13 protein-coding genes are annotated in these 14,733 nt (G+C 61.5%); 11 read left to right on the forward strand and 2 right to left on the reverse strand.

Features of this window, described 5'->3' with window-relative positions:
• Positions 1–143 precede the first annotated feature (143 nt).
• Positions 144–899: a polysaccharide deacetylase family protein gene (locus C5748_RS00855; RefSeq protein WP_105740281.1), complete on the forward strand. Its 756-nt coding sequence runs from the start codon at positions 144–146 to the stop codon at positions 897–899.
• 276 nt (positions 900–1,175) lie between these two features.
• On the opposite strand, the gene C5748_RS28750 is transcribed toward C5748_RS00855, so the two are convergent.
• Positions 1,176–1,559 (reverse strand): hypothetical protein, encoded by a 384-nt coding sequence (locus C5748_RS28750; protein WP_245428705.1) that lies wholly within the window; start codon positions 1,557–1,559, stop codon positions 1,176–1,178.
• Positions 1,560–1,780: 221 nt separating this feature from the next.
• Here C5748_RS28750 and C5748_RS00865 point away from each other — a divergent pair, with 221 nt between their 5' ends.
• Positions 1,781–2,566, forward strand: coding sequence for a DUF1499 domain-containing protein (locus C5748_RS00865; protein ID WP_105740282.1), 786 nt, complete (start codon positions 1,781–1,783; stop codon positions 2,564–2,566).
• Between the two features lie 139 nt (positions 2,567–2,705).
• On the opposite strand, the gene C5748_RS00870 is transcribed toward C5748_RS00865, so the two are convergent.
• Complete coding sequence (locus C5748_RS00870) at positions 2,706–3,620, reverse strand: MBL fold metallo-hydrolase (RefSeq protein ID WP_105740042.1); 915 nt, start codon at positions 3,618–3,620, stop codon at positions 2,706–2,708.
• Positions 3,621–3,805: 185 nt separating this feature from the next.
• On the opposite strand from C5748_RS00870, the gene C5748_RS00875 reads away from it, so the two are divergent.
• The 9 genes from C5748_RS00875 (at position 3,806) to C5748_RS00915 (ending at position 14,724) form a co-directional block, all read left to right on the forward strand.
• On the forward strand, positions 3,806–4,405 hold the full coding sequence (locus C5748_RS00875; protein WP_425350177.1) for a biotin transporter BioY: 600 nt from the start codon (positions 3,806–3,808) through the stop codon (positions 4,403–4,405).
• Between the two features lie 107 nt (positions 4,406–4,512).
• Positions 4,513–5,436 (forward strand): allantoinase PuuE, encoded by a 924-nt coding sequence (gene puuE, locus C5748_RS00880; protein WP_105740284.1) that lies wholly within the window; start codon positions 4,513–4,515, stop codon positions 5,434–5,436.
• On the forward strand, positions 5,433–5,945 hold the full coding sequence (locus C5748_RS00885) for an ureidoglycolate lyase (RefSeq protein WP_105740043.1): 513 nt from the start codon (positions 5,433–5,435) through the stop codon (positions 5,943–5,945). The genes puuE and C5748_RS00885 overlap by 4 nt, the downstream gene beginning before the upstream one ends.
• A 203-nt stretch (positions 5,946–6,148) precedes the next feature.
• Entirely contained in the window at positions 6,149–7,564 is a 1,416-nt protein-coding gene (gene xdhA / locus C5748_RS00890) for a xanthine dehydrogenase small subunit (protein WP_105740044.1), read from the forward strand.
• A complete protein-coding gene (gene xdhB, locus C5748_RS00895) occupies positions 7,561–9,894 on the forward strand; it encodes a xanthine dehydrogenase molybdopterin binding subunit (RefSeq protein WP_105740045.1) in 2,334 nt (777 codons plus the stop codon). The genes xdhA and xdhB overlap by 4 nt, the downstream gene beginning before the upstream one ends.
• Complete coding sequence (uraD, locus tag C5748_RS00900) at positions 9,884–10,402, forward strand: 2-oxo-4-hydroxy-4-carboxy-5-ureidoimidazoline decarboxylase (RefSeq protein WP_105740046.1); 519 nt, start codon at positions 9,884–9,886, stop codon at positions 10,400–10,402. Before xdhB ends, uraD begins: the two co-directional genes overlap by 11 nt.
• Before the next feature lie 9 nt (positions 10,403–10,411).
• The gene (gene uraH, locus C5748_RS00905) at positions 10,412–10,768 is read left to right on the forward strand and encodes a hydroxyisourate hydrolase (RefSeq protein ID WP_105740047.1); all 357 of its coding nucleotides are present in this window, start codon (positions 10,412–10,414) and stop codon (positions 10,766–10,768) included.
• Between the two features lie 350 nt (positions 10,769–11,118).
• A complete protein-coding gene (locus tag C5748_RS00910) occupies positions 11,119–12,459 on the forward strand; it encodes a DUF2793 domain-containing protein (protein WP_158259793.1) in 1,341 nt (446 codons plus the stop codon).
• A gap of 369 nt (positions 12,460–12,828) precedes the next feature.
• Positions 12,829–14,724, forward strand: coding sequence for a polysaccharide biosynthesis protein (locus C5748_RS00915; RefSeq protein ID WP_105740285.1), 1,896 nt, complete (start codon positions 12,829–12,831; stop codon positions 14,722–14,724).
• Positions 14,725–14,733: the final 9 nt, after the last annotated feature.

The following is a 14,733-nucleotide window of genomic DNA, read 5'->3' on the forward strand; positions in this document are numbered from 1 at the left end:
AAAAATAGGTTGTTGAATATATCAATTTACAACCTCCGCCACAATTCGGCTTGGATGCTCGATCAATCTTCCGGTGTCGAAACCGATGCGGATACCTCATCGTGCGTTTTCCCCTTTATGCCTATGCTCTTGCCTTCGTTTTCATGAGCAGTGCCGTTGCCCACGCCGCCGATATCGTCGAGCCGCAATTGCATATTGCCAAGGGCGGGCCGGCCGCGCCGCAGGTGGCGCTGACGCTGGATGCCTGCATGGGGCAGACCGACAAGCGCATCCTCGATACGCTTGTCGAGCACAAAATCCCGGCCACGATCTTCATCACCGGGCGGTGGGTGAAGAACAATGCGCAAGCGCTTGATGTGATGAAGGCCCACCCTGATCTGTTCGAGCTGGAAAACCATGGGCTGAACCATGTGCCGCCGATAGACAACGTTCCCACCATGTACGGCATCAAGACCGCCGGCAGCCTCGCCGCGATCCGCGCGGAAGTGCAGGGCGGGGCGGATGTCGTGCGGGAGAATACGGGCAAGGCACCGCACTGGTATCGTGGCGCAACGGCGCGCTATTCGCTCGATGCGGTCAAGCTGATCGAGAAAATGGGCTACAAGGTCGCCGGCTATTCGCTCAATGGCGATATGGGCGCCTCGCTTCTGGCTCCCGTGGTGGAAAAGCGCATCGCCGCGGCCAAGGATGGCAATGTCATCATCGCCCATATCAACCAGCCGACCCGCTCGGCGGGCGAGGGCGTGGTGAAGGGCATTCTGGCCCTGAAAGCCAGGGGCGTGCATTTCGTCCGCCTGAACGATGTCCAGTCGTCGCAGACGCTCGATCCGGTCCACATGTCAAAGCCGGTAAAAACTCCTAAGATTACCGCCGCTGTGCAGTTGCGCGCAGTCAATTAAAGCGGTTTCTGTGACCGCTGGTGGAGTGGCGATGTTCCGGAATGGGTCCTCGGGTCAAGCCCGAGGATGACGACTGGAGAGGTTTCCGCCCGTCTTCAACGTTGGCGATTGGCGGAAAACATCCCCGCAATCGTCATCCTCGGGCTTGACCCGAGGACCCATTCCGGAGCGGTCCAAACGGAAAACTGCTTCGCACTTTTCGGCATCGTGCTTTAAAATATTGTATATGAATAGAAGCGCCAACGTTTCAATCTTAAACTGGACCGCTTTAATCTCCTAAGCCGGATCGCCGCCGAGCTTGCGCATGACAGCCGCATAGTTGTGGCCCAGGCTTTCGAACAGCGCGTTTTCGCCTTTGAGCGGCGCGAGCGACAGCGTGATGCCGTCATTGAGCAGCGTCACGAAGATGATCTGATCATAGGGATTGCCTGCAATGGCTATTGCGCCGATCCTCTGCGCCTCGCTGGTGTCGAGCGCGGGCATATTGAACAGAACCTCGCCGCTAACGAGTTTCGCCGCCTTGGCTAGCGCCCCGTCGAAGCCGTCGGTCAGCACATCCTGGGCGCCGAGCGCGAATTCAACTTCGACGGCCTCGAGCGTGGCCGTATTCTCGATCTGCAGCTTTTCCGGCGCTAGGCCGGTTACTGGGGCTCGATTCATGTCACATACTCCCGGACCGAATCCACTGAAGCCCCCGTATACACCATGCCTGCTATGACGCATTCTCGCAATGGCGCCTTTTTGTTCCCCCATGACATTTGATTCAGATGGGAAACAAAGGGTGTTCGTTGCCGCCTGCTGAACGGCTTTGACCGGGAACGCGCGGGCGGATAAAATCAGATAAAACAGAATGATGATTGCCAGAAGAGGGGCGGCCGAAGGTGAGGAAACTGCGTTATGAGCGGCGCAAATCGCGTTCTGCCGCCTGGTCGCTCCGGCTGGCGGCCTTTTCCGCCGTCGTTTTCGTGTTCTCCGCCCTCGGCCATCGGTTCCAGGCTATCGAGACGCCGGATTTCCTGATCCTTGCCGCTTTGGTCGCAGGGCTGGCGCTTCTTGCGCTGATGCTCGCGGCCAAGGGTTTCGTCGATCTCTGGCGCAATGGCGACAAGGGCGGCACGCGCTCCCTGTGGGGATCCGTGATCGCGCTTGCGGTGCTCTCGCCTTTTGCCGTGACGGCGTATCTGGCCTTCGTGACGCCGCCGCTCTACGACATTTCCACCGATCTCAGCACGCCGCCGCTGTTTTTTCGCGCCGTCCATGAGCGAAAGCCGGGTATGAATCCGATCGACAATGCTGCTGCACTGCGCGCCGCCATGCAGACGGCCGCATATCCGCAAGTGACCGGACGGCGCTATGACGGGTCGCCGGACCGCATCCTTGAAGCGGTCATGGCCGTCATCGATGCCGAGGGCTGGACCGCGACGGGCCGCTTCGGCGTGCCGGGCGAACAGGTTGAAACCATTGTGGAAGCCGTTGCACGCAGCTTCCTGCTCGGCTTCACCAGCGATATCGCCATCCGCCTGACCGATGAGGGGGAGACGACCTATGTCGATATGCGCTCCGTCTCGCGCTACGCAAAGCGCGACCTCGGCATGAATGCCCGCCATATCGCCGATTTCATGATGCGGCTTGATCAGCAGGTCAGCGGCGCTCCGTCCGAGGGGTGAGATAGGGAATAGGGGAATAAGGGAATAAGGGAATATGTTTATTGCCTATTTCGTCCACTTTCGTGAAAGGCGAATAGCACGAGCGGTCCAATACATACTCCCCTACTCCCCTATTCCCTATTCCCTATTCCCTATTCCCTTATCCCCCTATTCCCGGAACGAACACGCCGTCGAGCGCCGGATTGCCGTCGGTCGCCACGAGCCCGCGCGCGACGAGATCTTCCAGATGGGCGAGCACGGAGAGGCCGGCCGCGCCATGCAGGCGCGGGTCCGTATCGCGATAGATCGCCTTCACCATCTCGGGGATGGTGCGGTCGCCTTTGCGGATGCGTTCGAGAACGGCGCGCTCACGCATCCGGCGATGCATGCGCAGCCCGCGTACGAATGTCTTGGGGTTGGTCACCGAGCCGCCGTGGCCCGGCAGGTAGATACTGTCATCACGCGCGAGCAGCTTGTCGAGCGATGCCATGTAATCGGCCATTGCGCCATCCGGCGGCGCGACGATCGTCGTCGCCCAGGCCATGACGTGATCGGCGGAAAAGAGCACGCCGGTCCCTTCGAGCGCAAAGGCCGTATGGTTTGCGGTATGGCCCGGCGTATGGACGGCTCGCAACGCCCAGCCATCGCCCTCGATGACTGCGCCGTCGCCGATGAAAATATCCGGTTTGAAATCCATGTCGGCGCTGGCGTCGAGCACGTTGATCTCGCCGATATGCAACGGACGGGCAGGGCGGTGCACCCCTTCCGCCACGGTGACGGCGCCCAGCATCTCTTTCAGCTTTGCGGCGAGGGGCGAATGGTCGCGATGTGTATGGCTGACGAAGATATGGCTGACCGGGCGTCCGGCGATGGCGCGCGAGAGCGCTGCATAATGCGCTTCATCTACCGGCCCCGGATCGATGATCGCCAGCGTATCGCGCCCGACGAGATAGGAATTGGTGCCGTGAAAGGTGAACGGCCCCGGATTATTGACCGTGATTCGCTGTATGCCGGGTGCGACATCGACCGCATTGCCATGATCGGGAGCGAAGGAATTGTCGAAAACAAGCGCCATCGGGCAGGGAACTCTTCATTCTGTCATTGAGCGGGATGAGGAAAAGTGTGAAGCGGTTTTCCGCCCGCATCCCGCTCTTAACTCTTGGAATCGATCATGAACATGATCTAATCATATTGCCGGGTGGGCGTTTCCTTAATATACGGTAATCATCAACGGTAACAGCCGCTCCGGAGAATGAGCCCATGATCCCTGTCCAAACCCGTATCGCAAATGCTTCGCTGGCCGAACGATTCCTGCCGGAGGGTCAGCTTGCCCGCGCCTTCTGGTTCGTTTCGCTGGCGCTCGTCGGCACCGCGCTGCTGACGATCTCCGCCAAGATCAAGGTCGATCTCGTCTATGTGAATGTGACGATGCAGACCTTCGCCCTTTTCGCCATCGCCGCCGCCTATGGCTCGCGCCTCGCGGTCGCCACCGTCGCGCTCTACCTCCTCGAAGGCGCGCTCGGCCTGCCGGTCTTCACCGGAACGCCTGAAAAGGGCATCGGCCTTGCCTATATGGTCGGCCCGACCGGCGGTTATCTCCTTGCCTATCTCGCCGCCGCATGGGTCGTCGGCCGCGCCGCCGATCTTGGGCTTTCGCGCAATCCGTTCGCGCTCGGCGGCTTCATGCTCGCCGGCGAGGCGATCATCCTGGCCTTGGGCGCCCTGTGGATGGCCTATCTCTTTGGTCTCGAAAAGGGCCTCGCCTATGGCTTCGGCATCTTCATCATCGGCGATCTGGTCAAGCTGGCGCTCGCCGCCTGCCTGATCCCCGCCATCGGCGCGCTGTTCAAGCGCCGCTGAATTTAGCCAGTGACACGAAAAAGCCGGGCTTCATGCTCGGCTTTTTTGTTGACAAAAAGCAGCCCGGCCCGCTTCCCTCACGACAGAAATATCCAGAGGATTTCTCCATGCAGGCTTCCTATCCCCGTGATTTCATCGGCTATGGCCGCGACACGCCCGATCCGCGCTGGCCGGGCGGCGTCAATATCGCCGTGCAGTTTGTCGTCAATTACGAGGAAGGCGGCGAGAGCTGCATCCTCGATGGCGATCCGGCGTCGGAGTGCCTGCTTTCCGAAATCGTCGGCGCGCAAGCCTGGCCGGGGCAGCGCAATTTCAATATGGAATCGCTTTATGAATACGGCGCGCGCGCCGGTTTCTGGCGGCTCTGGCGCATCTTCACCCGCCGCAACCTGCCGGTGACGGTCTATGGCGTGACGCTCGCCATGGCGCGCAATCCGGAGGCCGTCGCGGCGATGAAGGAAGCCGATTGGGAGATCGCCAGTCATGGCCTGCGCTGGCTGGAATACAAGGATTTTTCGCAAGAAGAAGAGCGCCGGCATATTCTCGAAGCCGTGCGGCTCCACACCGAAATCACCGGCTCGCGGCCGCTCGGCATCTATCAGGGCAAGCCGTCCGTCAACACGCTGAAGCTGGTCATGGAGGAGGGCGGGTTCCTCTATTCCGCCGATTCCTATGCGGACGAACTGCCTTACTGGATCAAGGGACCGAAAGGACCGCATCTGATCGTCCCCTATACGCTCGACGCCAACGACATGCGCTTCGCCACCCCGCAAGGCTTTAATTCCGGCGACCAGTTCTTCACTTATTTGAAGGACAGCTTCGACATGCTCTACCGCGAGGGGGCCGAAGGCGCGCCGAAAATGATGTCGGTCGGGCTGCACTGCCGGTTGGCCGGGCGGCCGGGACGTGCGGCGGCGCTTGAACGTTTCCTCGATTATGTGACCAACCACGAAAAGGTCTGGGTGACCAAACGCGTCGACATCGCCCGCCACTGGCATGAACATCATGCCCCTGCGGAGCCCGCATCGTGAGGGTGGAAAGCCTCGGCGTCCGTCCTTTGACCAAAGAGGCCTTCGCCCCTTTCGGCGATGTGATCGAGACCGACGGCGCCGAAATGCGCCTCATCAACCATGGCACCACCGAGCGCTTCCACGATCTCGCCAATGTCGAAGCGACGGGCGAGGCGGCGTGGGTGCTGATCAACATCTTCCGCGGGCAGGCCTTCGCGCCGCCCATCGATATCGCCATGTTCGAACGTCATCCGCTCGGCTCACAGGCCTTCATGCCGCTTGAGCGGCGGCCATTTCTGGTGGTGGTGGCCGAGGATGAACACGGCCGCCCCGGCCGGCCGCAGGCGTTCCTGGCCGAGGGCCATCAGGGCGTCAACTACCGCCGCAATATCTGGCATCACCCGCTGTTGGCGCTAGAGCAGGCTTCCGAGTTCCTGGTCGTCGACCGCGGCGGCGAGGGCAATAATCTTGAGGAGTTCTTCTTCGAGGGTGTTGTTTATCGGATCAAAGGGATTGAAGTCGGGATTTGATATTCTTTCCTTCCCTTTTCATCCCTAGAACGGTTCCTGTTTTGATGGAATCGCGAGGCACACCCCCCTCTGTCCTGCCCGGCAGGGCAGAGGGGGGTATCTGTCCCGCCAACGTTTCTAGTTAAAATGAAATGCAGCCAAAGAATCGGCCCCCTCCGCAATAATCCTTGACGGCCTTAGCCCATCGTCGGAAGCTTCACCCCATGGCAAATTCGATCCGATTTTTTCTGAATGGTCAAAAACAGGATGTCGCCGTCCGCCCCGATATCACCGTTCTCGAATGGTTGCGATCAGGCCCACGGCTGACCGGCACCAAGGAGGGCTGCGCCGAGGGTGATTGCGGTGCCTGTTCCGTGCTGTTGGGTGACGCCTCGAACGGTGAAATCCGCTATCACGCGGCCAATAGCTGCATCATGACCATGGGCCAGATCGACGGACGGGCGCTGGTGACGGTCGAGGGGTTGAAAGGCGAAACGCTGCACCCGATCCAGGCGGCGATGGCCGAGAACGGTTCGTCGCAATGCGGCTTCTGCACGCCTGGTATCGTCATATCGCTTGCCGGGCTCGCGGCAAACGAGACTGCCGCCGACGATCATGCCATCCACGACGCGCTTGCCGGCAATCTCTGCCGCTGCACGGGATACCGGCCCATCGTGGAGGCAGCGCGCAAGGTGGTCGGCGACGGCGGCGCGTCCATTCCGGGGCCCACCGTCGAGGCTTTCGAGGAACTGAAATCATCGGTCGAAATAGCGACTTCTGGTGCCGTCTTTCACCAGCCGCAAACGCTCGATGATCTCCTAAAACTTCGCCGCGACAGGCCGGATACCGTGCTGCTCGCCGGCGGCACCGATCTCGGCGTGGCGCTTGCGGATTTCCACGGCGATTGGCGTGAAGTGATCTCGACCGCCCATGTGCGCGAACTGCGCCGCATCGAGGAGACGCCGGCGCATCTGAGCTTCGGCGCGGCGGTGACATGGGAGGAGGTGCTGGCGCATGTCGCCCCGCTCTATCCTTCGTTCGCCACCCTCATCCGCCGCTTCGGCTCGGCGCAGATCCGTTCGATGGGCACGATCGGCGGCAATATCGGCACGGCAAGCCCGATCGGCGACGGTCCGCCGGCGCTGATCGCGCTTGGCGCGGAGATCGAGCTTGCCTCGCAGGGCGGCAAACGCACCATGCCGCTTGAGGATTTCTTCCTCGACTACCGCAAGACGGAGCTGAAGCCGGACGAGGTGATCGCGTCGATCCGCATTTCCAAACCAGCGGGGGGGCAGGAATTCCGCGTTTACAAGATTTCCAAGCGTTACGATCAGGACATATCGACCGTCTGCGGTGCATTCTCGGTGGTGCGCGACGGCGGCATCGTCAAATCGGCCCGCATCGCCTTTGGCGGCATGGCGGCCATTCCGAAGCGTGTGCGAGAGGCCGAGGCGGCACTTGTGGGAAAGCGGCTCGACGCGGAAGCGGCGCGCGCCTGCGCCGCCGCCATTCGCGATGCCTTCGCGCCCTTGAGCGACTGGCGCGGCAGCGCGGAATACCGGCTGATGGTCGCGGCGAACCTTGCCGAGCGCTTCCGCCGCGATCTCTTAGGCGAGACGGTGGAGGTGATGGCGCTATGAACATCGACGTTCCGAGCCCTCAGGCCAAGACCGTGCAGCGCAGTATCGTCGGGCGCGGCATCGCGCATGATTCCGCTGCGCGCCATGTCGCGGGCGAAGCAGCCTATATCGACGACATGCCGGAACTGCCCGGCACGCTGCACGCCGCCTTCGTGCTTTCACCCATTGCCCATGGCAGGCTGAAGGGCTTCGATGCGAGTGCGGCGCTGGCGCTGGCAGGCGTTGCGGGTGTCTGGTCGGCTGGGGATATGCCCGGTGTCAACGATGTCGGCCCGGTCCTGCCGGGCGAACCGCTTTTCGCCGAGGAACTGCTCGACCATGAAGGCAGGGTGATCGCCGTCGTCGCCGCCGACAGTTTCGAGATCGCCTGTCGCGCCGCACGGCTGGTGAAGCTCGATATCGAGGAACTGCCGCCGGTTCTCGACGTCGAAGAGGCGCATGCCGCAAAGAGCTATGTCCTGCCGCCGCAGACCGTCTGCGAGGGCGATGCGGCAGGCGCGATCGCCGCGGCGCGCCATGTCTTCTCCGGCAAGCTCCGCATGGGCGGTCAGGACCATTTCTACCTCGAAACCCATATCGCCTATGCCATTCCGGGCGAGGGCGGCGACATGCTGGTCCATTCCTCGACGCAGCATCCGACCGAGGTGCAGCACCATGTGGCGCATCTCTTGGGTCTTCACGCCAATGCCGTGGAATGCCAGGTGCGGCGCATGGGCGGCGGCTTCGGCGGCAAGGAGAGCCAGGCGACGATCATCGCGGGTGCGGCGGCGCTGGTCGCCGCCAAGACGGGACGTCCCTGCAAGCTGCGGCTGAAGCGCCGCGACGACATGGCCGGAACCGGCAAGCGCCACGATTACGTCGCCAACTGGAAGGTCGGCACCGACGACCGGGGCCGTATTCTCGGGCTCGAAGTGGAATATCTGGCGCGGGCGGGAAACCTGCCCGATCTGACCGGCGCGGTCATCACCCGCACGCTGACCCACACCGATAATTCCTACTTTATCCCCAATGCCCGTTTCGTCGGCCACGCCTGCAAGACCAATACGGTTTCCAACACCGCATTCCGGGGTTTCGGCGGGCCTCAAGGCATTCTCACCATCGAGGCCATAATCGACACCATCGCGCGTGAGCTTGGCCGCGATCCGAACGAGGTGCGCCGCATCAACTATTACGGCGACGAGACGGGCGACATGACGCCTTATGGCCAGAAGGTCGAGGATAACCGCCTCATCGAGGTGACCGACGCCGTGCTCGCCTCCGCCTTCTGGCAGGAGCGCCGCCGCGAGATCGACGAACATAACGCCGCCGCGCCGGTGATCCGGCGCGGGCTGGCGATGATGCCGGTGAAATTCGGCATCTCCTTCAACCTGACCTCGCTCAACCAGGCCGGCGCGCTGGTCCATGTCTATCTCGACGGCTCGATCTTCCTCAACCATGGCGGCACGGAGATGGGGCAGGGCCTGTTCGTCAAGGTGGCGCAGGTGGTGGCCGAGGTCTTCCAGGTCGATCTCGACATGGTCAAGATATCGTCGACCGCCACGGGCAAGGTGCCGAACACCAGCGCCACCGCCGCCTCGACCGGCTCGGACCTGAACGGCATGGCGGCCTTCAAGGCGGCAAGCGCCATCAAGAAGCGCATGACGCAGGTCGCCGCGGAGCATTTCGGCGTCGACGAGGAGGGGATCGTCTTCCGCGAAGGCCGCGTCCATGCCGGAAACGAATCCATCTCCTTCCGCGATCTGGCGAAGATGGTCTGGGTCAAGCGCGTGCAGCTTTCCGAGGCCGCGCATTACGCCACGCCGAAGATCCACTGGGACGGCAAGGCGATGAAGGGCCGGCCCTTCTTCTATTTCACCTATGGCGCGGCGGTGGCCGAGGTCGCGGTCGATACGCTCACCGGCGAAACGCGCTGCCTGCGCGCCGATATCTTGCAGGATGTGGGCTCGACGCTCAATCCGGCCATCGATCTCGGCCAGATCGAAGGCGCCTTCGTGCAGGGCATGGGCTGGCTCACCTGCGAGGAGCTTTGGTGGGACAAGACGGGCAGGCTCAGGACGGTCGGCCCTTCGACCTACAAGATACCGGGTTCGCGCGACGTGCCGCCGCAATTCAACGTGCGTATCCTCGACGATGTGCCGAACCGCGAGGAAACTATTTTCCGCTCGAAGGCCATAGGCGAGCCGCCGCTGATGCTGGGCGTATCGGTATGGCTTGCGATCCGTGACGCCATCGCTTCCATCGCCGGCAAGGGCGTCGCGCCCGAACTCGATGCGCCCGCCACGCCGGAAAACGTGCTGCGCGCCATCACCGGGCTTGCTCATGACGCTTGATGAACTGAATGAGACGCCGCGCGTGAACTTTGTCGCGGCACTGGGCGGCATCTTCGAGCATTCCCCCTGGGTGGCCGAAGCGGTTGCCGATAAGCGGCCCTTCGACACCATCGAGGCGCTGCACGCGGCAATGGCGGAAACCGTCGCCACGGCAGGCCGCGACAAGCAGGTCGCGCTGATCCGCGCCCATCCCGATCTCGCGGGAAAGGCTGCGCGGGCCGGCGCACTCACCGAGGAATCGACCCGCGAGCAAAAGGGCGCGGGGCTGGACCGCCTGTCCGATACCGAGTTCGAGGAATTTCATCGCCTGAACGACGCCTACAAGGCCCGCTTCGGCTTCCCCTTCGTGCTCGCCGTGCGCGGCTTCGATGGCGGCGCCCACGATGCGCGTTCCATCCTTGCATCTTTCCGCGCCCGGCTCGATAACTCAACCGACGCCGAGATCGATGAGGCATTGCGCCAGATCGCCCGGATAGCGCGCCTGCGCCTCGATGATCTGATCCTATAGGGGTAACGAATGGGAAAGCTTTCCACGCATGTATTGGATACCGCCAATGGCCGTCCGGCGGCGGCAATGCGCCTGGAGCTCTATCGCATCCACAGCGACGGCAAGGCCGAGCTCGTCAAGCGCGCCGTGACCAATCTCGACGGACGTACCGACGATCCGCTGCTGGCGGACGGGGGATTGGAAGCGGGACGATACGAATTGCAATTCCACGTCGCCGAATATTTCTCAGGCCAGGGCGCGGACCTGTCCGACCCGCCATTCCTCGATCTCATCCCGATCCGCTTTGCCATCGCCAATGCCGACGGCAATTATCATGTCCCGCTGCTGGTCAGTCCCTGGTCCTACTCGACCTATCGGGGCAGCTAGATGTGAGCTGTTTTGATGGAAGCGAGGTCGCTTTAAATAGCAATGGCCTTAGTGTCTGAGCGCTGGTGAGGTGGCGATGTTCCGGAATGGGTCCTCGGGTCAAGCCCGAGGATGACGAACTGGAGAGGTTTCCGCCCGTCTCCAACGTTTACGATTGGCGGAAAACATCCCTGCAATCGTCATCCTCGGGCTTGACCCGAGGACCCATTCCGGAACGGTCCAAGCGGAAAACTGCTTCACATTTTGCGGCATCATGCGCTTCCTCTTGAAAATAAACCGCTCTACGACTTATCCCACACCTCACGCAGTCTCTTAGAATCCAGGGCGGAAAACAAAGAAGGATCCGCCCCTTGGAAACAACCGCCAATCTGAAACTGCCTTACATCCTGCCGAGCCAGGCGCAGAAGCATGTCACGCATAATGAGGCGCTGCGGGCGTTGGATGCCTTGGTGCAGTTGAGTGTCATCGGTCGCGGAGCGACGACCCCGCCAAGCGCCCCCCGGGAAGGGGACCGCCATATCGTCGCCGATGGGCCGCAGGAGGGCTGGAGCGGTCACGCGCATGATATCGCCGTCTTCCAGGATGGCGGCTGGGCCTTCTATACGCCATTGCCGGGCTGGATCGCCTTTGTCCTGGCTGAAAATCTGCTGGCCGTCTTCGATGGGGCGCAGTGGGCTCGTCTTTCCACCGGGGCGGCTGGGATGGTTGAAAAGCTCGGCGTCAACACGGCCGCCGACGATACGAACCGCCTTGCGGTCAAATCGGACGCCCTCCTTTTGAGCCATGACGATGTGACGCCGGGAACGGGCGATATGCGCGCAACGCTCAACAAGGCGGCCGTGGTCAACGATGCCGGGTTCATCTTTCAAACCGGTTGGTCTACGCGCGCACTTTCCGGGCTGCTTGGCGATGACGATTGGAAGGTGAAGGTGAGCCCGGACGGCGTCACCTTCTATGACGGCATCGTGGTGGACAAGGACGACGGGACGGTGAAGTTCTCCCGCGGGGTCCGCGATCCCAACTCGGGCCAGCTTACGACATCCTTGATCCCGGCTGTCACCAAGGACATCTGGCGGATCAATGTGAATACCTCTTCAGGTAGTCCCCGCACCTATGCCATCTCCTCAGTGAGGGAATCTGTCGTCACGCTGACGACCAATCAGGCCGAGGAGATTTTCTCCACGGATATGCGCGATGCGAGCATGGTCCGCGTCTGGAACGTCAGCAAGTCGCCTGCTCAATCGGCCTGGGTCAACTGGAACAATGCCGCCAATCAGATCAACGTCGCAAACATGGCCGATATCGCGACTTGGGAGGCGGGCGAGACCATCCGTCTTGGCGACCCCACCGGCATCAATGCCCTGAATATGATCGCCCTCGATATCAGCAATTACATGTTCAACAATTACGGCAGGGTATGGCGTCAGCGAGGTCTGCTTTTCTCCAATTCGGTACTGGGCGTAGGCGGCCCGGTCCGGATGGATTACTCCGGCAGCGGCGCGACCGGTACGGCCTTTGGCTCCGTGAGCAATGGCGACGGGTCGACCCAGAGCACGATGGTGAGCGTCTTCACCACTGAACGATCGCCCATCTCGAACTCCAACCTGCTCTTTATCCGGGAGACCATCATGGCGCCCGCCACGGCCCTTGCCGGCACCAGGCTGTGTCGGTTGGTCGGCATCTATGCCTGACCACGGCAAAGGGCGGGTTTGGTACGGGGAGGGCAAATAGCGTCAATGCGATGGGCCCTGCTCATGCGCTGCCGCTTCCATGCGCCGAGTGGCCGTGCTGTGGATAACGGGGGCGACAATGCCGGTGAAGCCCCATTTCATCGCCAAATCATATTTGAGACACAAAGGACGACAAAGGACCATTGAAACGTCGGCATGTGCAAATATGATGATTTCAACCGATGATTGTTACCATTGATCGTTTTATCTATTATAACGACATGCTGGTAGCAGCGATTCCAGCGGATCAACCGAGGACCGGTATCGGCCGGTTGGTATCCGTTATGGGGAATATGGTGAGGCGTGCCGAAAACGGAACCTGCGGCGGTGATGAATTTTAATCGTGTTTGCGGGAAGCTCTCGTTGCTTCCACGCTTTTCCAAGCAGCTGATTCTGGTTTCTGCGGATTTCGTGATCCTGCTTTTGAGCGTTTATCTCGCTTATGTGCTGCGGCTCGGCTTCGTTTTCACGCCGAACTCTGCGCAGTGCCTTCTCATGCTGACGGCTCCCGTCCTTGCAATTCCGGTTTTCCTGCGGTTCGGGCTCTACAGGGCGATCATCCGTTATCTGCCGGAGCGGGCGATCTGGCCGATTTTCCAGGCAATGGCGATCGGCTCCCTGTTCTGGATCACGCTCGTCTTTCTCACCGAGATGACGGGCGGAGAGGGCGTGCCGCGATCGGTGCCCCTGCTATACTGGCTGTTGAGCACGATCCTGATTGCCTCGAGCCGGTTCGGAGCAAAATGGTTGCTGCGGCTTGGCCGGAACGACAAGACCTACAGCCATTCCGCCTTGATCGTCGGGGCGGGCGAAGCCGGACGGCAACTGGCGACGGCCCTGCGCAGCCATAGCGATACATTCGTGCTCGGCTTCGTGGATCAGGATCCGGCGCTCTGTGGAATGGATATCGTCGGCCTGCGCGTCTATCCGCCTGAGCAGATCCAGAGCCTGATCGAAAATCACGGCATCACCGAAGTCGTCATCTCCGATCCAACGCTCGATAGCGCGCAACGCCGCATGCTGATCGCGCAGCTCAAAGGACTGCCGGTCAATACGCGCATTCTGCCGCCGATAGCCGATCTGACGCGCGGCAAATATCTGGTCAGCGCCCTGCGCAATATCGAGATCGACGATCTGCTCGGCCGTTCGCCCGTTCCGCCCGACGCTTCCCTCCTGCGCAGCATGGTGGAAGGAAAGGTGATCATGGTGACCGGCGCCGGCGGATCGATCGGCAGCGAACTCTGCCGCACGGTTTCCCATTGGTCGCCCGCCAGGATCGTTCTGTACGAGATGAGCGAATTCGCGCTCTATCAGATCGACCGCAAGCTCCGCGAGGAGGCGCGCTGCGAGATCGTGCCGCTTCTGGGCTCGGTGCTCGACCAGGAACTCGTCGAGCGCGCCATCCGTGAAAACGGCGTCGATACCGTCTATCATTGCGCCGCCTACAAGCATGTTCCCCTGGTGGAGGCCAATCCGTTCGAAGGCATTCGCAACAATGTCTTCGGTACCGCCGCCGTTGCCGAAGCCGTCCTGGCGACGGGGATCGAGCGCATGGTCCTGATCTCGTCGGACAAGGCGGTCCGGCCGACGAACGTCATGGGCGCAACCAAGCGCTGGGCCGAGTTCATCGTGCTTCACTATAGCAGAATGGCGGCGGCGAGCGGCCAGGACCAGTTCTTTTCCGCCGTGCGCTTCGGCAATGTCCTTGGTTCGAACGGTTCCGTCGTCCCGCTCTTTCAAGAGCAGATTGCCCGAGGCGGTCCTGTTACACTCACCCACGAGGACATGACGCGCTATTTCATGTCGATCAGGGAAGCTTCCGAATTGATCGTCCAGTCGGGAGCCTTATCGGAAACCGGCGATACCGTGCTTCTCGAAATGGGCGAACCGGTCAAGATCCGCGACCTTGCCGAAAACATGGTCCTGCTCGCCGGGCTGACGGTCCGCAATGAGAACAATCCGGAAGGCGATATCGCGATCGAGGTGGTCGGCATACGCGACGGGGAAAAATTGTTCGAGGAGCTTTTCTACGATCCCTCGGTCGCGGAAATCACCCGGCATCCAAAGATCATGAAAGCCCGGCACAACGGCATGATCGTCGCCGATCTGCCGGCGGAGCTCGAAAGACTGCGCGTCGCCGTCGCCGCCCGCGACGAGGAGCGGACGCGGCGCATCCTTTTCGGCCTGATCGCAACGGCAAGCGAGCTGCACAAATTGTCGGCCTGATCGGGCTTG

Source organism: Phyllobacterium phragmitis (assembly GCF_002980495.1).
In the GTDB taxonomy this organism is placed as follows: domain Bacteria; phylum Pseudomonadota; class Alphaproteobacteria; order Rhizobiales; family Rhizobiaceae; genus Paramesorhizobium; species Paramesorhizobium phragmitis.